Below are 20,391 nucleotides of genomic sequence, written 5' to 3'. Positions count from 1 at the left end.
CCAAAAGACTCACGGCGCCGTTGGAAACAGGAACTCAGTAGCCCTGGTAGCCACCGCCGCCCGCCATGGACTTCAGGCCCGGGTGCCCCTCGAAGCCGCCGTAGCGGTCGAAGGTGTAGCGAACACCCGCGATGATGTTGTCCACCGGGTTGTAGATGTCGTCGTGACCGGGCAGCTTGTGCGCCTGGAACGTCGGGTCGATGCACTGCATCAGGCCCTTCGACGGCGTTCCCTTCGCCGCGTTGGAGTCCCAGTCGTTGATCGCGTGCGGGTTGCCGCCCGACTCCTTCTCGATGATCGTCCAGATCTCGTCGATGTTCTCCTCGGTGACCGGGACGCCGTTGGCCTGCAGGATCTTGATGGCCTCGCGGATCCACTCCTCGACGTTGCCGGGCGGCGGGCCACCGCTGGGCGGGCCGCCGCTGGGCCCGAGGCCGCCACCGCCGCCACCGGAACCACCGCTGGACTCACCGCCGCCGCCACCGGAACCCCCACCGGAGCCGCCGCCGGAACCGCCCGAGCCGCCGGACGAGCTCGACTCGCCGCCGGGCGTGCTGGACTGCTGCTTGGTCGCCTCGGGCGGCGTCATGTCCCAGTCGACCTGCCGGCCCGGGGCCGGCGTGAACGGCTGCTCGCCCGCCTTCGGCAACGAGGAGAACGCGCCGGTCAGCCCCGCCCCGGCACCGCGCAACTCGCCCAGCGCCGCGCCGAGCTTCGCGTTCGCGTCGTCGATCTTGCCCTTGGCCTCCTGGGCGTGCTCCTTCATGGCCCTGGTGATGGCGTCGTCGCGCCGGCGCGCCGCCTCTTCCTTGGCCGCGTCGTCGGTCGCCCCGGCGATCTCCTTCTGGTACGCGTCCTCGGCGGCCCGGGCGTCCGACAGCGCCCGCTCGCCGATCGCGTTGACCTCGTCCTTGGCGGACTGCACGCCCTGCGCCGCCCGGTCCAGCACGTCGGCGGAGCTCTGCAGCGCCTCGCGTGCCTTGTCGAACCCGCCGGTCACCTTGCCCATGTAGCCGACGAAGGCGTCCGCGGACGCGCCCTCCCACGCCCCGTCGAGACCGCGCACCGCCTGGCCGAGGTCATTGCCGTGGTCGCCGGTGCGGCCGGCCGCGTCGCGCCAGCGGTTGCCGATCGCGCGGATGTCGTCCGGCCTGCTGTTCTCGATCTTGCGCAGCTGCTCGGCGAGCTCGCCCCCACCGGGCTTGCCCGCCACCTCTCCCGAAATCCCCATCAGATCCCCAGCTCAGCGGAATGATTCGACGTTCGCCCGGTCGGTCTCGTCGACGGTGGTCCGCACCGCGTCGAGCGCGCCGCTGACGCTGCGCAGCAGCTGCTCGGCGGCGTCGAACTCGCGTTTGCCGGTCGCGTCGAACTCGGTGATCGCGGAGGCGAACGAGCCCGCCGCCTCCAGCTCGCCGAAGATCGCGGCGTCGACGTGCTGGCCCTCGAAGCCGTCCCCCACCGCCCCGACCGGCCCGGCCTTGCCGTCCACCGACGCCCGGCAGTCCTCCATGGCTTCCAGGTTGTAGCCCGCCTGGGTCACAGACGCCTCCTCGTGCTCGCCCCCGCGCCTCCGGCGCCGGGTCTCCGCGGTTCCCCGCGGCCAGAGCAAGAACACCAGAAAAAACCGCCCGGCGACGGGATTTCCCCATCACCGGGCGGTTTTCGCCGAAGTTTCCGTTTTGGTCAGGAGTTCGGGATGGCGATCTCGCCCTCGACCGCGCGGAGCGCGATGTCGGTGCGGTAGTGCGAGCCGGGCAGGTGCACGCCGGCGACCCGGCGGTACGCCGCCTCGCGGGCCGACGCCAGGTCCTCACCGGTGGCCACGACCGACAGCACGCGGCCGCCGGCGGACAGCACCGCACCGTCCTCGCGGCGCCGGGTGCCGGAGTGCAGGATGCCCTGCGCGTCGCCGCCCTGGATCACGTCGTCGACGCGCGGCCGCCCGGGGTAGCCCTCGGCGGCGATCACGACGGTCACCGCGGCACCGGGCTCCCACTCCAGCGGCGGCTGCTCGGCGAGCTCACCGCGCGCGACGGCGTTGAACAACGACGCCAGCGGGGTGTGCAGCAGCGACAGCACGGCCTGGGTCTCGGGGTCGCCGAAGCGGCAGTTGAACTCGATCACCTGCGGGCCGCTGGAGGTCAGGGCCAGCCCGGCGTACAGCAGTCCGGAGAACGGCGTGCCGCGGCTCGCCAGCTCGTCGACCGTGGGCTGCACGATGGTGCGCACCACGTCCTCCACCAGGTCGTCCGGCGCCCACGGCAGCGGCGTGTAGGCGCCCATGCCGCCGGTGTTCGGGCCCGCGTCGCCGTCGCCGACGCGCTTGAAGTCCTGCGCGGGCAGCAGCGGGACCACCGTCGTGCCGTCGACCAGGCAGAACAGCGAGGCCTCGGGGCCGTCCAGGAACGACTCCAGCAGCACCGGGTGCCCGCCGTCGAGCAGCTTGAGCGCGTGCGCGCGCGCCGCGTCGAAGTCGCCGGTCACCAGCACGCCCTTGCCGGCGGCCAGGCCGTCGTCCTTGACCACCCAGGTGGGGCCGAAGTGGGCCAGCGCGGCGTCCAGCTTCGCCGGGTTGTCGACCACTTCGCTGTGCGCGGTCGGCACCCCGGCCGCGAGCATGACGTCCTTGGCGAACGCCTTCGAACCTTCGATGCGCGCGGCCGCCTTCGACGGGCCGAAGCAGGCGATGCCCGCCGCCCGGACGGCGTCGGACGCGCCCGCGACCAGCGGCGTCTCGGGGCCGAACACGACGAGGTCGGCCTTCCACCTGGTGGCCAGCTCGGCCACTTCGTCCGGCTTCGCGACGTCGACGCCGTAGGTCTCGGCGAGCGCAGCGGTGCCGGCGTTGCCCGGCGCGCAGGCCAGCGCGGTCACGGACGGGTCGCGGGACAGCGCCAGCACGATCGCGTGTTCCCGGCCACCGCCACCGATCACGAGGATTCGCACAAGCCGTGAGCGTAGAGCGTGCGGCACGCCACGTCGGCGGTGCCCCCGCCCTTTTTGGCGCGAATGCCTCGCCGGGGGTAGCTCATCCGGTCGATCCCGGTAGTTCACCCGGCCGTTGTCGCGGGGTCGCCCGGCCTTGCGCGAATGGTCGATTGCGGCGGTCAGTGTTTTGCCCGAATGTGCAGCGTTGATCGACATGCTGCGCGAGACACAGGAGGGCACATGACCATCCGGGTACGCCTGACGGCGCTGTCCGTCGCGGGCGCAGCGGCGCTTGGGCTGATCACCGCGCCCGCCATCGCCGCACCGAACCGGCCGCAGGACACCGACCAGGTGGCGGTCTTCGGGCACCGCGGCGCCTCCGGGTACCGGCCGGAGCACACGCTGGCCTCCTACGAGCTGGCCGCCCGGATGGGCGCCGACTACATCGAGCCCGACCTGGTGTCCACAAAGGACGGCGTGCTGGTCGCGCGGCACGAGAACGAGATCGGCGGCACCACCGACGTCGCCGAGCACCCCGAGTTCGCCGGCCGCAAGACCACCAAGGTCATCGACGGCAGCTCGATCACCGGCTGGTTCACCGAGGACTTCACCCTCGCGGAGCTCAAGACGCTGCGCGCCAAGGAGCGCATCCCGGACGTCCGGCCGAACAACACGATCTACGACGGCCGATACGAGGTGCCGACGTTCCAGGAGGTCCTGGACCTGCGCGCCCGGCTGTCCCGGGAGCTCCGCCGCGACATCGGCGTCGCCCCGGAGACCAAGCACCCCAGCTACTTCGCCAAGCTCGGCCTGGCGCTGGAGCCCGGCGTCGTCGAGGCGCTGACCCGCAACGGCCTGAACCGGCCGGACGCCAAGGTCGCCGTGCAGTCCTTCGAGGTGGCCAACCTCAAGGAGCTCGACCGGTCGCTGCGGGTGCAGCTCGTGCAGCTGATCAGCAACTCCGGCGCGCCGCAGGACTTCGTCGAGGCCGGCGACCCGCGCACCTACGCCGACCTGGTCAAGCCGGCGGGCCTGCGGGAGATCGCGGCCTACGCCGACGTGATCGGCCCGGACACCAAGGTGATCCTGCCGGTGAACGCCGACGGCTTCCTCACCGCGCCGACCACCGTCGTGGCCGACGCCCACGCGGCCGGCCTCGAGGTGGTGCCCTACACGGTCCGGGCGGAGAACAAGTTCCTGCCCGCGGACTTCCGCTCCTCGGCCGACCCGGCCGCCTTCGGCGACGCCTTCGGCTTCTTCCGGGCGCTGTTGGAGCAGGACATCGACGGCATCTTCAGCGACCACCCGGACATCGCGGTCACCGCCCGCGACGAGTTCGCCGGCCGCTGACGGCCGCTCCGAACGCCCTCGGGGACCGCAGTTTCAATTGAAACTGCGGTCCCCCTGGTTTCGGGGCCAGTTTCAATTGAAACTGCAGTCGGCACCGCCGCGAGCCGCCGGCCGCGCCGGGCCATTCCGACGCCTAACCTGTCCATGATGGACGGGGGTGCCCGGTGGCCCAACTGCTGCTCGTGCTGATAGGCGCACTGCTGGTCACCGCGGTCGCGCGCAGCCGCGAGATCGCCGCCCCGCTGCTGCTGGTCCTGGTCGGCCTGGTCGTCTCGCTGATCCCCGGCACCGCGCGGCTGGAGATCGATCCGGAGCTGCTGCTGACCGTGGTGCTCCCGCCGCTGCTGTACGCCGCCGCGCTGGAGAGCTCCTACACGAACTTCCGGGCCCGGATCGCGCCGATCGTGCACCACGGCGTGCTGCAGGTCGTCGCCACGTCGTTCCTGGTCGGCTGGCTGGCCTTCACGCTGATCCCGGAACTGCCGCTGAAATCGGCGATCGTGCTCGGCGCGGTCATCGCGCCGCCGGACGCGGTCACCGCCGCCGCGATCGGCCGCCAGCTGAAGCTGCCGCGCGGCATGATGACGGTCCTCGGCGGCGAAAGCCTGATCAACGACGCGGCGGCGCTGACCATCTACCGGATGGCGATCGCCGCGGTCGTCGGCACCACGCCGACCCTGGCGCAGGGCGCGCTGGTGTTCGTGCTGGCCGTGGTGGTCGGCGTCGGCCTCGGGCTGGTGTTCGGGATGCTCGCGCAGGTCGCCCGGACCCGCGTGCCGGACGTGCAGGTGGCGACCGTGCTGGGCGTGCTCGTGCCGTTCATCGCCTACCTCACCGCCGAGCAGCTGTACGGCTCCGGCGTGCTCGCGGTGGTCACCGCCGGGCTGTACGTCGGCCACAACCAGCCGCGGGCGCGGGCCGCCGGACGCCTGCAGGAGCACACCGTCTGGGCGTCGATCAACCTGCTGCTGGAAAGCCTGGTGTTCGCCTACATCGGTCTGCAGCTGCAGACCGTCATCACCACCATCGTCACCTCCGGGCGCAGCCTCGGCATGGTGCTCGCGTCCGCGCTGATCATCCTGGCCTCGACGATCGCGGTGCGGATCCTGTGGATGTTCGGCTCCAACTACCTGCCGGGCCTGGCGCACCTGCTGGCCACCAGCACCAAGCGTGGCGTCCGGTGGCGGCGCACCGCCGTGCTGTCGTGGGCCGGGATGCGCGGCGTGGTCACGCTCGCGGCCGCGGGCGCGATCCCGCACACCACCGGCACCGGCGAGCCGTTCCCGGCGCGCGAGCTGATCCAGTTCATCGCGTTCGTGATCGCGGTCGGCACCATCCTGCTGCAGGGCACCACGCTGCCGTGGCTGATCCGGAAGCTCGGCATCGCCGACCCGGAGGAGGCCGCGCGCGACGACCAGGCGGAGGCGGAGGCGCGGGTGACCGCGACCAACGCCGCCCTGCGCTACCTGGACGGGCTCACGCCCGAGGACCTGCACACCAGCCCGGAGCACTTCGACCGGATGATCAGCCGGATGAAGGGCCTGGTGGAGCACCAGGGGATGGCCGCGGCGGAGCAGGTCGGGCGCACGCCCGACGAACGGGCGGACACGGCGAGCAAGGCGTTCTCCGACCTGCGCCGCGAACTGATCGAGGTGCAGCGGTCGGCGATGGCCGACGAGCGGGACGCGGGCAACGTCGACGACGAGGTGCTGCGCCGCGTCCTGCGCGAACTGGACCTCCAGGAAGCCGCCATCGACAGCTCCTGGCGCAACCGCTGACCCGGGTTCCCGCAATTTCAATGGAAATCGGAGGTCCGATTTCCATTGAGCGTTTTTCATCCTGGCCGGCCCGCAGCCGCGGGCCGCAAAGCTGCACGTCGATGGGGTGTCGCATGCGCCGCAGGCGCATAACCCACCTACGACACTTGCACCGCCGCGGGTTCTCAGAGGCTTCCTGGCGAGGACGGCCCCTCCGCCGTGTATTGGACATACATCAGGAGGGGCACCCACAGTCCAGGGAGCCTCTGAGGTTCCGCTACCCGCACCGCCACGCAAATCGAGGTTGGAAAAACCTCATTGAAATTGCGGTTCAACTCACGCCATCGTGTGGCGGACGATGGTCTGGTCCCGGCCGGGGCCGACGCCGACCGCCGAGATCCGCGCCCCCGCGAGCTCCTCGATCCGCGCGATGTAGGCCTGCGCGTTCGCCGGCAGGTCGTCGAAGCTGCGCGCCCCGCTGATGTCCTCCCACCAGCCCGGCATCTCCTCGTACACCGGCACCGCGTGGTGCACGCCGGTCTGCGTCATCGGCATTTCCTCGACCCGCTCGCCGTCCACGTCGTAGGCGACGCAGATCGGGATCGTCTCCAGCCCGGACAGCACGTCCAGCTTGGTGAGGAAGTAGTCGGTGATCCCGTTGACCCGGGTCGCGTAGCGCGCGATCACCGCGTCGAACCAGCCGGTGCGCCGCGAGCGGCCGGTGGTCACGCCGAACTCGCCGCCCTGCTTGCGCAGGTTCTCGCCGGCCTCGTCGGTCAGCTCGGTCGGGAACGGGCCGGCGCCGACGCGGGTGGTGTAGGCCTTCAGGATGCCGATCACCGCGTTGATCTTCGTCGGGCCGATGCCGGAACCGGCGCAGGCGCCGCCCGCGGTCGGGTTCGACGAGGTGACGAACGGGTAGGTGCCGTGGTCGACGTCCAGCAGGGTGCCCTGCGAGCCCTCCAGCAGCACCGTCTCGCCGCGGTCCAGCGCCTTGTTGATCAGCAGCTTGGTGTCGGCGATCCGGCTCGCGAACTGCTCGCCCTGGGACATCACGGTGTCCACGACCTCGTCGACGTCCAGGGCGCGGCGGTTGTAGACCTTGACCAGGATCTGGTTCTTGATGTCCAGCGCGGCCTCGACCTTCTGCCGCAGGATCTTCTCGTCCAGCAGGTCCTGCACCCGCACGCCCACCCGGGCGATCTTGTCCTGGTAGCAGGGCCCGATGCCGCGACCGGTGGTGCCGATCTGCTTCTTCCCCAGGTACCGCTCGGTGACCCGGTCGATGGCCACGTGGTACGGCATGATCAGGTGCGCGTCGGCGGAGACCAGCAGCCGCGAGGTGTCGACGCCGCGGCCCTCCAGCCCGGCCAACTCCTCCAGCAGGACGCCCGGATCGACGACGACGCCGTTGCCGATCACGTTGGTCACGCCGGGGGTGAGGATCCCCGACGGGATGAGGTGCAGGGCGAAGTCCTGCCCGTCCGGCAGCACCACGGTGTGACCCGCGTTGTTGCCGCCCTGGTAGCGGACGACCCACTGCGCCTGCTCGCCGAGCAGGTCGGTCGCCTTACCCTTGCCTTCGTCGCCCCACTGGGCGCCGATCAGCACGATCGCCGGCATGTGAAACTCCAACCTGGACTGGGTGGTCGCCAGCGTGACCGCACGCTTCGCCCGCTCCCACCACGGGGTATGCCGGTCGATCAGGGTAAACCAGGAGCGAAACGTGAGTACCACCGCATTGTCCTGCGGAAACGTCGAGCGCGCAGCGCGCCCGTCCGGTGACGGTGTGCAATGGTTCGACGTCCCGGCGGCACCGGCCCGCGCCGACCTGGACCCGCTGCTCGCCGACGCCCGGGAACGGCTGGTGGTGCACGGCACCGACATCGACTTCGCATCGGTGGTGCTGCGCCTGCTCCGCAAGAACCGGCTGGCCGACCTGGTCGTCGGCTACGTCCCGGTCGCCGACTCGCCGGCCGCCCGGCTGTGGGGGCTCCGTCCCGGAGACTTCGACCGCGCGCTGACCGCCGCGCCGCGGCCGGCGGCGCTGATCCGGGACGACTCGGGTGGCGTGCTGCTCGGCGAGGGCTCGATCGAGCCGATCACCGGGCAGGTGTACTGCGACGACGAGCAGGTGCTCAACGGCGCCGCGACCAGCATCACGATCTCGCCGGACCCGGAAGCCGCGCCGCTGCCGGAGCCGACCTCCGATCCGATGAACGCCATGCTCGACCCGGCCGCCGACGGCATCCTCGTCACCACCGTCCGCCGCGGCATCCTGCGCAGCCGGCGCACCGTCGCGCGGGGGCGCGCGGTGCAGGCGTCGTTCCGGTCGGCGACGGTGCGCCACGACGGCGTCGCCCACCCGCGCCCGATGGAGAAGTGGGTCTGGTACCGGCACACCGAGGACCTGCGACTGGCCCGCTGACCGCCCGGGCGGATCCCGGCCGAAATCCGCCATTCCCGGCAAATGTGATTCTTATCTTTGCCTGGAATCGGAGACGCGCCGCGTCCGCTCCAGTCGGTGCGAAATTCACCAGTAAGTGGCACGATCGGTGGCGATTTCACGCCAAGTCACCCGTTCGCCACTCTCCGGCATTGTCCCGGCCAACTGCGTGGGCAATGGTCAGCACGGACATCGGCGAGACGCCCATGCGGAGGGAAGCCATGACAGGCCACCGATCGTTGCGCGCCACCCTGACCGCCCTACCCCTGGCTGGAATCCTCGGCCTCGCGCTGGCCGTGCCCGCCGGCGCCGAGCCGCCCGGCATCCCGGATCCCGCGACGGCGAAGTCCGAGCTGTCGAAGCTGACCGTCGCCCCGGAGGGCTCGATGGACGGCTACAGCCGGGAGAAGTTCCCGCACTGGATCGAGGGCCCGGACAGCTGCAACACCCGCGAGGCGGTGCTCAAGCGCGACGGCAAGGACGTCCAGACCGGCTCGGACTGCTACCCGACCTCCGGCAGCTGGCTCAGCCCGTACGACGGCGAGACCTGGACCCAGCCGTCCGATTTGGACATCGACCACGTCGTGCCGCTGGCCGCCGCGTGGCGCTCCGGCGCGGCGGAGTGGACCCAGGACCAGCGCCAGGCGTTCGCCAACGACCTGGAGGGCCCGCAGCTGATCGCGGTCACCGACAACGTCAACCAGGCGAAGGGCGACCAGACGCCGGACGAGTGGATGCCGCCGCTGGCCGGCTACCACTGCACGTACGCGTCGATGTGGGTCGGCACCAAGCACAAGTACGGCCTGACCGTCACCGACGCGGAGAAGTCGGCGCTGCAGAAGGCCCTCGACGGCTGCTGATCCGCCCGGCGGTGCCCCGCGCGGGAGCGGGGCACCGCCGGTTCTCGCGCGAAACCGGCGACCGACCGCGCCGCTCCGGACGGGACATACTGGGGCAGCTCGTGAGGAGGGCCGTTCCATGTCAGACCACGCAGAGCCGGATCAACCGACCGCACCGGAGCCTGCGGTGCGGCGCTCCGAGGTGACCGCGCCGCCGGGCGGGGTGATGACCGACGAGGTCGGGGTCATCACCGGCGACCTGGAGCTGGCCACCGAATGCGCCGACGGCGACGTCACGGTGTGGATCCGCTACGCGGGCGCGGCGGAGTGGTACCGGCTCTCGGCGGCCGACTGCCACCTCCACGACCCGCGCGATCACGAAGCCCTGCACAACGCCCTGATCGCGGTCCTGAACCGCCCCGCGGGCTGACGCTCAGCCCGGCTTCTCCTCCGGGTGCAGGGGCGGCAGGGCGGCGATCGCCTCGGTCCGGCTGAGACCGGTGGCCTGCAGGAGGTCCACCGCGATCGAGCGGACCTGCAGCACCACCACCTGCATCGAGAAGTCCCCCTCGCCGAGGAGTTCCACTGTGGACTTCTTGGCGACGGATCTGGCCGCCGCGCGGGTCTGCAGCGGATCGACGCCGCTGGCCAGCTCGTCGCGCAGCAGCACCACGGCGCCCGCCAGCTCCTCCAGGAGCCCCGGTAGCGGGCGCGGCACCGGCTCGCCGTCCCGCAACGCGGCGAGCGCCCGGCGCGCGAGCACGCGCGTGTTGCGCAGCGCGCGGTCGATCGGCGTCGCCGCGGTCTCGTAGCGCTCCAGGTCGCCGCGCCGCCGCCACCGGATAGGAGCGAACCGCGCGATCTCCTGCCCGGCCTCCAGCGCCGCGCGGAGCTCCTCCACGTTCTGCTGGCTCTTGCGCGCCTTCGCCAGCACGTCGGCGGCGAGCTCGATGTCCTGCCGCGCCACCGCGTTCCCGACGCCGCGGAGCGCGTCGGCGAGGGCGCCGAGCACGAGCCGCCCGTTGCGGTGCGCCACGGCGAGCGGGTTGGCGGGCAGCAGCGCGGCGACGATAAAGCCGACCAGCCCGCCGATCGCGGCGTCGAGCATCCGCGTCAGCCCGCCGGCGGTGGCCGGCGGCAGCAGCGTCGCGACCAGCACCGACGACGACGCGGCCTGCAGCACGATCACGACGCCGCTGTCCAGCAGCACGGCGGTGCTCATGGCCAGCGCGACGACCAGCGCGATCTGCCAGCTCCCCGTGCCGATGAACGAGATCAGGATGTCGCCGACCCCGACGCCGATGCTGACGCCGACGACGAGTTCCAGGGCGCGCCGCATCCGCTGGCCCAGCGAGACGCCGAGCGAGATGACCGCGGCGATCGGCGCGAAGAACGGCGCCGGGTGGCCGAACAGGTGGCGGGCCAGGAACCACGCGAGACCGGCCGCGATCGCGCACTGGGCGATGGGAACTCCGGTGCGCATGAGGCGGCGCAAGCGGCGGACGAGTTCCTCGCGCAGTCGGTGCACGCTCCACATTGTCCGACAGATCGCGGCGCAATCCGAGTGCCGCCGCAGTGATCCTCGCTCGATCTGCGCGACCGGGCGCGCCGACCGCCTCCGGGACGCCCCGGCAGGCACTTCCGCCGGCAACGGGGCTGTGAGTCTTTTGGGCTGCTATATCAGCCCAAAAGACTCACGGCCCCGTGCTCACCCGCGCATACCGGCGGAAAGGTCCTGGCTGCCGGTCGCGCACGCGGCTCAGGCCAGGCCGGTCGCGTCCAGGGAAGCCGGGTCGCTGTCGGCGAGCAGCTGGCGGCAGCGGTCGAACTCGTCGGCCTCGCCGATCGCCCTCGCGGCCTTCGCCAGCGCCGCGATCGAGCGGAGCACGCCCTGGTTCGGGGCGTGCCGCCACGGCACCGGGCCGAAGCCCTTCCAGCCGGCCTTGCGCAGCGCGTCCAGGCCGCGGTGGTAGCCGGTGCGGGCGTAGGCGTAGGCGGCGATGTTCTCGTCGGCGTCGAGCGCGGCCTCCGCGAGCGCGGCCCACGCGGCGCTGAAGGTGGGGTGGTGCGCGGCGACCTCGGCCGGGTCGGTGCCGGCGGCCAGCTCGCCCTGCGCGGCCTCGTTCTCCGGCAGCAGGGTCTCCGGCGGTTCCAACAGGTTCCTCGTCATGCCCCAATCCTTCCAGGTACGACGACGGCCCGTCCGCCACCAGGCGAACGGGCCGTCGCAGTCCAATGGGTGCCGACTTCTCGCGAAGTCGCGCGCCCTCCGGGTGAAGAGATCAACCCGCGAGCATGCGGCCCGCGGACTTGAGGTTCTCGCAGGCGTGGGCGACGCGGGCCGCCATCGCCTGCTCGGCGACCTTCAGGTAGCTGCGCGGGTCGTAGGCCTTCTTGTTGCCGACCTCGCCGTCGATCTTCAGCACGCCGTCGTAGTTCTTGAACATGTGGTCCGCGACGGGGCGGGTGAAGGCGTACTGGGTGTCGGTGTCGATGTTCATCTTCACCACGCCGTAGGAGACCGCCTCGTGGATCTCCTCCAGCAACGAGCCGGAGCCGCCGTGGAAGACCAGGTCGAACGGCTTCGAGCCGGCCGGCAGGCCGAGCTTCTCCGTCACCACGTCCTGACCCTGCTTGAGGATCTCCGGGCGCAGCTTGACGTTGCCCGGCTTGTAGACGCCGTGCACGTTGCCGAACGTGGCGGCCAGCAGGTAGCGGCCCTTCTCGCCGCTGCCGAGGGCGTCCACGGTCTTCTCGTAGTCGCCGGGCGCGGTGTAGAGCTTCTCGTTGATGTCGTTGGCGACGCCGTCCTCCTCGCCGCCGACGACGCCGACCTCCAGCTCCAGGATGATCTTGGCCTTGGCGGCGGCGGCCAGCAGCTCCTGGGCGATCTCCAGGTTCTCGTCCAGGTCGATGGCCGAGCCGTCCCACATGTGCGACTGGAACAGCGGGTTCTCGCCGCGGTCGACCCGCTCCTGGCTGATCTGGATCAGCGGCCGGACGAAGCCGTCCAGCTTGTCCTTCGGGCAGTGGTCGGTGTGCAGCGCGATGTTCACCGGGTACTTCGCGGCCACCACGTGCGCGAACTCGGCCAGCGCCGTCGCGCCGGTGACCATGTCCTTGACCTTGGTGCCGGAGGCGAACTCGGCGCCACCGGTCGAGAACTGGATGATGCCGTCACTCTCGGCCTCGGCGAACCCGCGCAGCGCCGCGTTGAGCGTCTCCGACGAGGTCACGTTGATGGCCGGGTAGGCGAATTCGCCCGCCTTCGCCCGGTCCAGCATCTCCGCGTAGACCTCGGGGGTCGCGATGGGCATCGGTCGTCCTCCTCGGGGGTGGAGTTTGGTCTTGGTGACGGGAAGTCGCGCAGCATCCTACGAGCTCATGCCCGTTGTCAGCGGGCCCGTTCGGCCCGGTGCCACACTTTCGCGTCACAGTGCCCCAGACGGGGCTGTCTTGGAAAGCCGGTGACAGGATTCAGAACGGGACGAATCCTGTGGACATCCTCACACGCTGCAGGTTCGGCGGCCAGGGAGCCCGCCGATTCGATCTTGGTGGCGGCTAGGCCCAGGCGCCGGTGAGCAGGTTCCACTCGCGGACGGTGGTCTTGGCGATCACGCCGGCCTCCGTGTAGGGGTCCGCGGCGAGGACCCCGCCGAGCTCGTCGGCGTCGGCGGCCTCGTAGATCAGCTGGGCGCCGAGGTTGTCGGCGAACGGGCCGGCGGCCAGCAGCACGCCGCGCTCGGCGAGTCCGCGGCAGTACTCCCGGTGCGCGGGCCGCACCTCGAGGCGGCGCTCCTCGTCCTCGCCGTACACCAGCTCGACCACGAACTTGGCCATGTTCCCGACACCTCCGCTGCAGATCACCGATCGATATCGACGCTACCCGGTCGTGTTATCCGCGCCAGTGGCCAGCCGGTAGGTTGTTCGATCATGGCCGGTGATTCGCACAGCACCGCACGGAGCGTGGAGCAGACCCTCGGACACCTGCGCGCGCTGGACAGCGCGGCGGTGGACACCACGGCACAACCGCTGACCATGGAAGACCTGTACCGCCAGCAGCGCATGCGGATGGTGCGACTGGCGATCCTGCTGGTCGACGACCCCGCGACGGCCGAGGACGTGGTGCAGGAGGCGTTCACCGGGCTGTACCGGAACTGGTCCGGGCTGCGCGACGCGCGCGCCGCGATCGGGTACCTGCGCACCGCGGTCGTCAACGGCAGCCGCTCGGTGCTGCGGCGCCGCAAGACGGCCCGCGAGTACCAGCCGCCGCACCAGGCCGACGCCCGTTCGGCCGAATCGCTGGCGATGTTGACGGCCGAGCACCAGGCGGTCGTGGAGTCGCTGGGCAAGCTGCCGCGCCGGCAGCGCGAGGTGCTGGTGCTGCGGTACTACGGGAACCTCACGGAAGCGGAGATCGCCGAGGCCACGGGCGTTTCGAAGGGCACCGTGAAGTCGACCGCGAGCCGCGGCCTGGAGGCCCTGCAGAAGCTGATGGGCAACTGATCGACGGGGAGGTCCGCGAAATCCCAGTCGAACGACACACCGATTTGGTGTAGACCATTGGGTGGCTGGTAGCGGAGGATCGTCGGCGTGACCGCACACGCCATCGCCGTAGACGTCGGCGGTACCGACATGAAGGCCGCCCTGGTGGCCGTCGGCCGCGATACCGCTCGGCAGTTGCGCCATGCGCGCCGCCCGACCCCGCGCGGCTCGGACGGCGCAGCGACCGCCGACCTCGTGGTCGAGGCCGTGGCCGAGCTGGTGTCCGAACTGCGCTCCGGCGCGGACTCGGTGGACGCCGTCGGCGTCGTGATGCCCGGTGTGGTCGACGAGGCTCGCGGTGTCGGAGTGTTCTCCGCGAACCTCGGTTGGCGGGACGTGCCGCTGCGCGACCGGCTCGCCGCCCGCATCGACCTGCCGCTGGCCTTCGGCCACGACGTCCGCGCCGGCGGGCTCGCCGAGGCACGCCTGGGCGCCGCCCGCGGCATGCGCGACGTGGTCGTGCTGCCGATCGGCACCGGGATCGCCGCGGCGCTGGTGCTCGACGGCCGGCTCTACTCCGGCGGCGGCTTCGCCGGCGAGATCGGGCACATCGACGTCGGGCACGGCGAGCCGTGCGGCTGCGGTAGCAACGGCTGCGTCGAGGCCGTGGCGTCGTCGGCCGCGGTCGCCCGCCGCTACCGGGCGCGGACGGGGCGGGACGTCTCGGGCGCCGACGTCGCCGCCGCGGTGCGGACCGGCGATCCGGACGCCCAGGCGGTTTGGCAGGACGCGATCGACGCACTGGCCAGGGGGTTGCTGGTGCTGATAACGGTCGCAGCGCCCGAGTGCGTCGTGCTCGGCGGCGGGTTCGCGCAGGCCGGCGATTTGCTCGTCGACCCGCTGCGCGCCCGGTTGGACGGCATGCTGGCGGCATACCACCGCCGCCCCCACCTCAAATTGGCCGAGCTCGGTGACACCGCGGGCTGCCTCGGTGCAGCGCTGCTGGCGACGGAAGGGTTGAAAACAACGTGAACGCTCCCGAACTGATCCTCGCCGGTGGGCAGGTCGTCACCGCCGACGGAGTGCTGGACCGCGGTTGGGTCCGGGTCTCCGGCGGCCAGATCGCCGCGGTCGGCAGCGGCCCCGCGCCGGACGGTCCCGCCGTCGACCTGGCCGGCCGGTGGCTGGTGCCCGGCTTCGTGGACATCCACTGCCACGGTGGTGGCGGCGGCTCCTTCACCGGCATCGAGCTCGACCAGTCGCACGCCGCGATCAACACCCACCGCGCGCACGGCACGACGACGATGCTGGCCAGCCTCGTGTCGGCGCCGCTGCCCGACCTCGCCAAGCAGATCAGCGCGCTCAGCGAACTGGTCGTCGACGGCGCGCTGGCGGGCATCCACCTGGAGGGGCCGTTCCTGTCGGCGGCGCGCTGCGGCGCGCACGACCCGGCGATCCTCCGCCCGCCGGAGGCCGCGGCCGTCCAGCAGCTGCTGGATGCGGGGCGGGGAGCAGTCCGGATGATCACGCTGGCGCCGGAGCTGCCGGAGTCGTTGAGCGCCATCCGGCGGCTGGTGGACCAGGGCGTGATCGCCGCCGTCGGGCACACCGACGCCGTGCTGGACCAGGTTGTGCCCGCGGTGGAGGCGGGCGCGACGGTCGCCACGCACCTGTTCAACGCGATGCGCCCGCTGCACCACCGGGAGCCGGGCCCGATCGGCGTCCTGCTGGAGGACGAGCGGGTGACCGTCGAGCTCATCTGCGACCTGGTGCACCTGCACCCGGCGGTGGTGAAGCTGGCCGCCTCGCACGCGGGCAGCGGGCGGACCGTGCTGGTCACCGACGCGATCAGCGCGACCGAAGCGGGCGACGGCACCTACGAGCTGGGCAAGCTGCCGGTCACGGTGACCGACGGCGAGCCGCGGCTCGCGGACGGCTCGCTGGCGGGCAGCACGCTGACGATGGACGTGGCGTTCCGGAACCTGGTCCGCAGCTGCGGCCTGACGGTGCCGGCGGCGGTGGCGGCTTCGTCGACGAAGCCGGCGCAGCTGCTCGGCCTCGGCGACCGGATCGGCGAGATCCGCCAGGGTCTCGCGGCGGACCTGGTCGTGCTGAACGCCGACCTGGAGCTGGACGCGGTGATGAAGGACGGCACCTGGGTGACCGAACCGAAGTAACCCGAACGGGCACCACCCGGTGCCCAGGTCCGGTGCTCCGGTTCCGGTGACAGTTTCAATTGAAACTGGAGGCAGACCCATCCTCCGGTCCCGGGCTCAGAGCGCGATAACAGTTTCAATTGAAACTGGGGTCTGGCCGAAGTTTCAATTGAAACTGCGGGTTCACCCACGTCCGGAACTCTGTGGGGCCGGTCGCCCCTCGCTTACGCTCGGGGGGTGACCCGACCCGACCCAGCACACCTCCTGTCGGCGGCGCTGCGCGCCCAGGCCGGGGGCAGCCCCGGCACGGCTCCGCAGCCTCCGCCCGCTCCGCCGCGCAAGCGCCTCCCGGTGGTCGGCGTGCTGTTGTTCGCGCTGATCGTCGGGCTCCTGGCCGGAGCCATCGCCGGAGCGCTCACGCTGTTCCCCCTGGCGATCTGAGCCGATACCCACTTCCGGGTGATCATGGGATTGCCCAGCGTGTTCGGCGGGCTTGCTCGCCCGGGGGTTGGCGCGGGGGCGGTCACGGTACCGTTGGCAAGCGTGACGACCGAATTGCCCGCGATTGTCGACGCCGCCGCGAACACTCCCGCGCTCGCCCTGCTGCCGGACTGGCTCGATCCGGAGCACATCATCCAGTCGATGGGGCCGTTCGCCCTGATCGGCGTGTGCCTGATCATCTTCGCCGAGTGCGGCCTGCTCATCGGGTTCTTCCTGCCCGGCGACTCGCTGCTGTTCGTGACGGGCCTGTTCGTCGCCACCGGCGCGATCGACACCCCGATCTGGCTGGTGTGCGTGCTGCTGGCGGTGTGCGCGTTCGTGGGCAACGTGACCGGGTACTGGATCGGCCGCAAGGTCGGGCCGTCGATGTTCAACAAGCCCGACTCGAAGCTGTTCAAGAAGGAGCACGTGGACAAGACCCACGGGTTCTTCGAGAAGTACGGGGCGCGCGCGATCATCCTGGCCCGGTTCGTGCCGATCGTGCGGACCTTCATCACCGCCGTCGCGGGCGTCGCGCAGATGGACCAGAAGAAGTTCTTCAGCTACTCCGCGATCGGCGGCATCGCGTGGACCGTCAGCATGACGGTGCTCGGCTTCTTCCTCGGCAACATCCCGTGGATCAGGAACAACCTCGAAGCGATGGCCATCCTGATCGTGCTGGTCTCGGTCGTCCCGATCATCATCGAGTACATGAAGAGCCGCCGCGAGAAGGCCCGCGGCGCCGCGAGCTGACCAGTCGCCACTTCGCGCGGATCCGGTGCTCCGGATCCGCGCGAACTGCTTCCCGGGCCGGATCAGGCCTCGCCGTAGCGCGCGGCGATGTCCTCGGAGCTGGCCCACCGGCTGTAGGTGGGCTCCTGCGGCCAGCCCTCGGGCGAGTCCTGCCACTCCTCCCGCCGCCCGTACGGCAGCAGGTCGATCAGCGCGAAGGTGTGGCTGAGCTGCTCGCAGCCACGGCCGTTGGTGTGCCAGGTGCGGTAGACGGTGTCGCCGTCGCGCAGGAACACGTTGACGGCGAATCCCCCGCCGGGCGGTGCGCCGACGTCGGCGCCGAACGGGCTGTTCGCCGTGGAGTACCAGGTCATCTGGTTGCCGACGCGCCGCTTGTAGGCGAGCGCCTCGTCGATCGGGCCCTGGGTGACGACGACGAACCGGGCGTCGTAGTTGTGCAGGAATTCCAGCCGGGTGAACTGCGAGGTGAACCCGGTGCAGCCCGGGCACTGCCATTCCTTGCCGGCGAACCACATGTGGTTGTAGACGATCAGCTGCGACGCGCCGTCGAAGACGTCCGCCAGCCGGACCGGCCCTTCCTCGCCTTCGAGGGTGTAGTCGGGCATCTCGACCATCGGCATGCGGCGGCGCTGCGCGGCGATCGCGTCGAGCTCCCGGGTCGCGGCCTTCTCCCGGGCGCGCAGCTCATCGAGCCGGCGCTGCCAGGTCTCGGCGTCGACGACGGGCGGTAGGGCGTTGCTGGTCATGGGTTCCCCAAACTGGTCAGGGTCTGTTCGCGGTACAACGGAACAGACCCCGCCCGGCCGGAGAACTCATCGGTGGGCGCCGCTGATCACCAGGCGTCGGCGAGATCGGCGTGCTGCTCGATCCAGGTGTGCATCACGACGCCCGCCGCGACCCCGGCGTTGATCGAGCGGGTCGACCCGAACTGCGCGATCGACACCACCAGGTCCGCGCCGTGCCGCGAGTCCTCCCGCAGGCCGGGGCCCTCCTGGCCGAACAGCAGCACGCAGCGGCGGGGCAGCGCCGTCCGCTCGATCGGCACCGCGCCCGCGGTGTTGTCCACCGCCACCAGCGCCAGGTCGTGCTCGGTCGCGTAGCCGCGCAGCGACTCCAGGTCCGGGTGGTGGTGGATGTGTTGGTACCGGTCGGTGACCATCGCGCCGCGCCGGTTCCACCGCCGCCGGCCCACGATGTGCACGGCCTTCGCGGCGAAGGCGTTCGCGGTGCGCACCACCGTGCCGATGTTGTGGTCGTGCTGGAAGTTCTCGATGGCCACGTGGAAGTCGTGCCGCCGCAGGTCCAGGTCGGCGACGATCGCCTCGCGCCGCCAGTACCGGTAGTGGTCCACGACGTTGCGCCGGTCGCCGTGCTCCAGCAGCTCCGGGTCGTAGCGCTCGTCCGTCGGCCACGGGCCCGGCCAGGGCCCGACGCCGACGGTGGTGCCCCACTCGGTGGGACCGAGCTCCTCGCTCACGCCAACCCGAGGTCGGCCAGGCTCAGCAGCGAGCGGTACGGCAGCCCGGCGGCCTCGATGGCCTCGCGCGCGCCGGTGTCGCGGTCGACCACGGTGGCCACCCCGACGATCTCGGCGTCGGCCGCGCGCAGCGCCTCGACGGCGGTGAGAACGCTGCCGCCGGTGGTGGAGGTGTCCTCGACGGCGAGCACCCGGCGCCCGGTGACGTCCGGGCCTTCGATCAGCCGCTGCATGCCGTGCGTTTTGCTGCTCTTGCGGACGACGAAGGAGTCCAGCCCGGGGCCTTCGGCGTGCATCATCGCGGTGGCGACGGGGTCCGCGCCGAGGGTGAGGCCGCCGACGGCGACGTAGTCCCAGTCGGCGGTGAGCTGGCGCAGCAGCGTGCCGATCAGCGGCGCCGCCTGGTGGTGCAGCGTCGCTCGGCGGAGATCGACGTAGTAGTCGGCTTCCTTGCCGGAGGAGAGGGTGACCCGACCGTGCACGACGGCGAGCTCCCGGACCAGGCGGGCGAGCTCGGTGCGCTGCTGTTCATCCACTTTGACCACGAGTTTTCAGCATACCGGCCGGGTTCCGGGCCACTTCCGCGACGGGGTCCGTGAGCGTTCCGGGGCGCTGTTGCACCCCAAAGCGGTCACAGGCCGACGCCCTTCGAATGCTCAGGTGCGGCCCGGGACGGTGCGCGCCACGATCATCCGCTGGAGCTTCTGCGGCACCAGCCGGCCGATGGCGACCAGCGCCTTGTACTGCACGCCCGGCACCGACACGCTCTTGCCCTGGCGCAGGTCGGCCAGCGCCGCGTGCACCACCTGGTCGGCCTGCAGCCAGAACGCCCTGGGCAGGCGGCCCATCTCCAGCCCGGCCCGCTGGTGGAACTCGGTCTGGGTGAAGCCCGGGCACAGCGCCATGACCCGCACCCCGGTGCCGGTCAGCGACACCGACAGGCCCTCGGAGAAGGCGGTCACGTAGGCCTTGGTCGCCCCGTAGGTGGAGCCGGCGACCGGGAAGAAGCCGGCGACGCTGGACACGTTGATCACGTCGCCTTGGCCGCGCTCCCGCATCCCGCGCACCGCGGCGTGGGTCAGCGCCAGCACGGCGGCGACGTTGACGTTCAGCTGCCGCTGCAGCTCGGCGGCGGTGGTGTCCCAGAACGCCCCGGCCGTGCCGAACCCGGCGTTGTTGACCAGCAGGTCGACCGGCCGGTCGGGGTCGGCGAGGCGCCGCTCGACCTCGGCGCGCTGCTCGGGGTGGGCGAGGTCCGCCGGGAGCACCTCGACCCGGACGCCGTGCCGGGCCTGCAGGCGATCGGCGAGTTCGGCGAGCCGTCCGGCGTCGCGGGCCACCAGGACCATGTCGTGGCCCTCGGCGGCGAGTCGGCGGGAGAAGGCGCGCCCGATGCCCGCGGTGGCGCCGGTGACGAGTGCGGTAGCCATGGCCCGAACCTACCGAAGAGTTCACCGGCCGCGACCACCCGCCGGGGTCCCCGCAATTTCCATTGAGGTTTTTCCAACCTCGTTTTGCGTGGCGGTGCGGGTAGCGGAACCTCAGAGGCTCCCTGGACTGTGGGTGCCCTGACTTATGTATGTCCAATACACGGCGTCAGGGCCGTCCTCGCCAGGAAGCCTCTGAGAACCCGCGGCGGCGCAAGTGTCGTAGGTGGGCTATGCGCCTGCGGCGCATGCGGCACCCCATCGACGTGCAGCTTTGCGGCCCGCGGCTG

At 71.3% G+C, this 20,391-nt stretch carries 22 protein-coding genes; 10 read left to right on the top strand and 12 right to left on the bottom strand.

Annotation, left to right across the window (positions count from 1 at the left end):
• Positions 1–34: 34 nt before the first annotated feature.
• The 3 genes from AB0H93_RS39220 to purD all read right to left on the bottom strand — a co-directional run bounded on the left by AB0H93_RS39220 (position 35) and on the right by purD (position 2,949).
• Positions 35–1,231: a transglycosylase SLT domain-containing protein gene (locus tag AB0H93_RS39220; protein WP_358580779.1), complete on the bottom strand. Its 1,197-nt coding sequence runs from the start codon at positions 1,229–1,231 to the stop codon at positions 35–37.
• A gap of 12 nt (positions 1,232–1,243) precedes the next feature.
• A complete protein-coding gene (locus AB0H93_RS39215; RefSeq protein WP_093264073.1) occupies positions 1,244–1,543 on the bottom strand; it encodes a hypothetical protein in 300 nt (99 codons plus the stop codon).
• Positions 1,544–1,686: 143 nt separating this feature from the next.
• A complete protein-coding gene (gene purD / locus AB0H93_RS39210; RefSeq protein WP_358580776.1) occupies positions 1,687–2,949 on the bottom strand; it encodes a phosphoribosylamine--glycine ligase in 1,263 nt (420 codons plus the stop codon).
• 222 nt (positions 2,950–3,171) lie between these two features.
• Between purD and AB0H93_RS39205 the strand changes: the two genes are divergently transcribed.
• Positions 3,172–4,281: a glycerophosphodiester phosphodiesterase gene (locus tag AB0H93_RS39205; RefSeq protein WP_358580773.1), complete on the top strand. Its 1,110-nt coding sequence runs from the start codon at positions 3,172–3,174 to the stop codon at positions 4,279–4,281.
• A 164-nt stretch (positions 4,282–4,445) separates the two neighbouring features.
• Entirely contained in the window at positions 4,446–6,059 is a 1,614-nt protein-coding gene (locus AB0H93_RS39200) for a Na+/H+ antiporter (protein ID WP_358580771.1), read from the top strand.
• A 315-nt stretch (positions 6,060–6,374) separates the two neighbouring features.
• Here the strand turns inward: AB0H93_RS39200 and AB0H93_RS39195 are convergent, their stop codons facing one another.
• Entirely contained in the window at positions 6,375–7,661 is a 1,287-nt protein-coding gene (locus tag AB0H93_RS39195) for an adenylosuccinate synthase (RefSeq protein ID WP_358580768.1), read from the bottom strand.
• 103 nt (positions 7,662–7,764) lie between these two features.
• Here AB0H93_RS39195 and AB0H93_RS39190 point away from each other — a divergent pair, with 103 nt between their 5' ends.
• From AB0H93_RS39190 to AB0H93_RS39180, 3 genes are all read left to right on the top strand, one after another.
• The gene (locus AB0H93_RS39190; RefSeq protein WP_358580766.1) at positions 7,765–8,466 is read left to right on the top strand and encodes a hypothetical protein; all 702 of its coding nucleotides are present in this window, start codon (positions 7,765–7,767) and stop codon (positions 8,464–8,466) included.
• Positions 8,467–8,705: 239 nt separating this feature from the next.
• Positions 8,706–9,344: an HNH endonuclease family protein gene (locus tag AB0H93_RS39185; RefSeq protein ID WP_358580764.1), complete on the top strand. Its 639-nt coding sequence runs from the start codon at positions 8,706–8,708 to the stop codon at positions 9,342–9,344.
• A 118-nt stretch (positions 9,345–9,462) separates the two neighbouring features.
• The gene (locus AB0H93_RS39180; RefSeq protein ID WP_358580762.1) at positions 9,463–9,753 is read left to right on the top strand and encodes a hypothetical protein; all 291 of its coding nucleotides are present in this window, start codon (positions 9,463–9,465) and stop codon (positions 9,751–9,753) included.
• Between the two features lie 3 nt (positions 9,754–9,756).
• Here AB0H93_RS39180 and AB0H93_RS39175 read toward each other — a convergent pair whose 3' ends face one another.
• The 4 genes from AB0H93_RS39175 to AB0H93_RS39160 all read right to left on the bottom strand — a co-directional run bounded on the left by AB0H93_RS39175 (position 9,757) and on the right by AB0H93_RS39160 (position 13,163).
• Positions 9,757–10,860 carry an FUSC family protein gene (locus AB0H93_RS39175; protein ID WP_358580760.1) on the bottom strand — a complete coding sequence of 368 codons (1,104 nt, stop codon included), beginning with the start codon at positions 10,858–10,860 and terminating at the stop codon, positions 9,757–9,759.
• A gap of 222 nt (positions 10,861–11,082) precedes the next feature.
• Positions 11,083–11,493 (bottom strand): DUF3151 domain-containing protein, encoded by a 411-nt coding sequence (locus AB0H93_RS39170; protein ID WP_358580758.1) that lies wholly within the window; start codon positions 11,491–11,493, stop codon positions 11,083–11,085.
• 112 nt (positions 11,494–11,605) lie between these two features.
• Positions 11,606–12,640, bottom strand: a complete 1,035-nt coding sequence (gene fbaA, locus AB0H93_RS39165; RefSeq protein WP_132482065.1) for a class II fructose-bisphosphate aldolase — start codon at positions 12,638–12,640, stop codon at positions 11,606–11,608.
• A 244-nt stretch (positions 12,641–12,884) separates the two neighbouring features.
• Positions 12,885–13,163 carry a YciI family protein gene (locus tag AB0H93_RS39160; RefSeq protein WP_358580755.1) on the bottom strand — a complete coding sequence of 93 codons (279 nt, stop codon included), beginning with the start codon at positions 13,161–13,163 and terminating at the stop codon, positions 12,885–12,887.
• Between the two features lie 93 nt (positions 13,164–13,256).
• Here AB0H93_RS39160 and AB0H93_RS39155 point away from each other — a divergent pair, with 93 nt between their 5' ends.
• The 5 genes from AB0H93_RS39155 (at position 13,257) to AB0H93_RS39135 (ending at position 17,197) form a co-directional block, all read left to right on the top strand.
• On the top strand, positions 13,257–13,829 hold the full coding sequence (locus tag AB0H93_RS39155; RefSeq protein ID WP_358580753.1) for a SigE family RNA polymerase sigma factor: 573 nt from the start codon (positions 13,257–13,259) through the stop codon (positions 13,827–13,829).
• Between the two features lie 87 nt (positions 13,830–13,916).
• Positions 13,917–14,840, top strand: coding sequence for an ROK family protein (locus AB0H93_RS39150; RefSeq protein ID WP_358580751.1), 924 nt, complete (start codon positions 13,917–13,919; stop codon positions 14,838–14,840).
• Complete coding sequence (gene nagA, locus AB0H93_RS39145) at positions 14,837–15,985, top strand: N-acetylglucosamine-6-phosphate deacetylase (protein ID WP_358580749.1); 1,149 nt, start codon at positions 14,837–14,839, stop codon at positions 15,983–15,985. The genes AB0H93_RS39150 and nagA overlap by 4 nt, the downstream gene beginning before the upstream one ends.
• A 216-nt stretch (positions 15,986–16,201) precedes the next feature.
• Complete coding sequence (locus AB0H93_RS39140; protein ID WP_358580747.1) at positions 16,202–16,405, top strand: hypothetical protein; 204 nt, start codon at positions 16,202–16,204, stop codon at positions 16,403–16,405.
• A gap of 102 nt (positions 16,406–16,507) precedes the next feature.
• Entirely contained in the window at positions 16,508–17,197 is a 690-nt protein-coding gene (locus AB0H93_RS39135; RefSeq protein WP_358580745.1) for a VTT domain-containing protein, read from the top strand.
• 62 nt (positions 17,198–17,259) lie between these two features.
• Here AB0H93_RS39135 and AB0H93_RS39130 read toward each other — a convergent pair whose 3' ends face one another.
• The 4 genes from AB0H93_RS39130 to AB0H93_RS39115 form a co-directional block, all read right to left on the bottom strand.
• Positions 17,260–17,943 carry a DUF899 family protein gene (locus AB0H93_RS39130; protein ID WP_358580743.1) on the bottom strand — a complete coding sequence of 228 codons (684 nt, stop codon included), beginning with the start codon at positions 17,941–17,943 and terminating at the stop codon, positions 17,260–17,262.
• Positions 17,944–18,029: 86 nt separating this feature from the next.
• A complete protein-coding gene (locus AB0H93_RS39125; RefSeq protein WP_358580741.1) occupies positions 18,030–18,674 on the bottom strand; it encodes an RNA methyltransferase in 645 nt (214 codons plus the stop codon).
• Entirely contained in the window at positions 18,671–19,219 is a 549-nt protein-coding gene (gene pyrE, locus AB0H93_RS39120; protein ID WP_358580738.1) for an orotate phosphoribosyltransferase, read from the bottom strand. The genes AB0H93_RS39125 and pyrE overlap by 4 nt, the downstream gene beginning before the upstream one ends.
• 111 nt (positions 19,220–19,330) lie before the next feature.
• Positions 19,331–20,104 (bottom strand): SDR family oxidoreductase, encoded by a 774-nt coding sequence (locus AB0H93_RS39115; protein ID WP_358580735.1) that lies wholly within the window; start codon positions 20,102–20,104, stop codon positions 19,331–19,333.
• Positions 20,105–20,391: the final 287 nt, after the last annotated feature.

Source organism: Saccharopolyspora sp. NPDC050642 (assembly GCF_040654735.1).
In the GTDB taxonomy this organism is placed as follows: domain Bacteria; phylum Actinomycetota; class Actinomycetes; order Mycobacteriales; family Pseudonocardiaceae; genus Saccharopolyspora; species Saccharopolyspora elongata.
Note: the sequence above shows the minus strand (reverse complement) of the source record. Positions and strands in the feature narration are given on the sequence as shown.

Bases quoted from the DNA above. Each gene is read 5' to 3' on its own strand.
- AB0H93_RS39220 (WP_358580779.1), bottom strand. From the start codon at position 1,231: ATGGGGATTTCGGGAGAGGTGGCGGGCAAGCCCGGTGGGGGCGAGCTC.
- AB0H93_RS39205 (WP_358580773.1), top strand. From the start codon at position 3,172: ATGACCATCCGGGTACGCCTGACGGCGCTGTCCGTCGCGGGCGCAGCG.
- AB0H93_RS39195 (WP_358580768.1), bottom strand. From the start codon at position 7,661: ATGCCGGCGATCGTGCTGATCGGCGCCCAGTGGGGCGACGAAGGCAAG.
- AB0H93_RS39185 (WP_358580764.1), top strand. From the start codon at position 8,706: ATGACAGGCCACCGATCGTTGCGCGCCACCCTGACCGCCCTACCCCTG.
- AB0H93_RS39180 (WP_358580762.1), top strand. From the start codon at position 9,463: ATGTCAGACCACGCAGAGCCGGATCAACCGACCGCACCGGAGCCTGCG.
- AB0H93_RS39175 (WP_358580760.1), bottom strand. From the start codon at position 10,860: ATGTGGAGCGTGCACCGACTGCGCGAGGAACTCGTCCGCCGCTTGCGC.
- AB0H93_RS39170 (WP_358580758.1), bottom strand. From the start codon at position 11,493: ATGACGAGGAACCTGTTGGAACCGCCGGAGACCCTGCTGCCGGAGAAC.
- fbaA (WP_132482065.1), bottom strand. From the start codon at position 12,640: ATGCCCATCGCGACCCCCGAGGTCTACGCGGAGATGCTGGACCGGGCG.
- AB0H93_RS39160 (WP_358580755.1), bottom strand. From the start codon at position 13,163: ATGGCCAAGTTCGTGGTCGAGCTGGTGTACGGCGAGGACGAGGAGCGC.
- AB0H93_RS39155 (WP_358580753.1), top strand. From the start codon at position 13,257: ATGGCCGGTGATTCGCACAGCACCGCACGGAGCGTGGAGCAGACCCTC.
- AB0H93_RS39130 (WP_358580743.1), bottom strand. From the start codon at position 17,943: ATGACCAGCAACGCCCTACCGCCCGTCGTCGACGCCGAGACCTGGCAG.
- AB0H93_RS39115 (WP_358580735.1), bottom strand. From the start codon at position 20,104: ATGGCTACCGCACTCGTCACCGGCGCCACCGCGGGCATCGGGCGCGCC.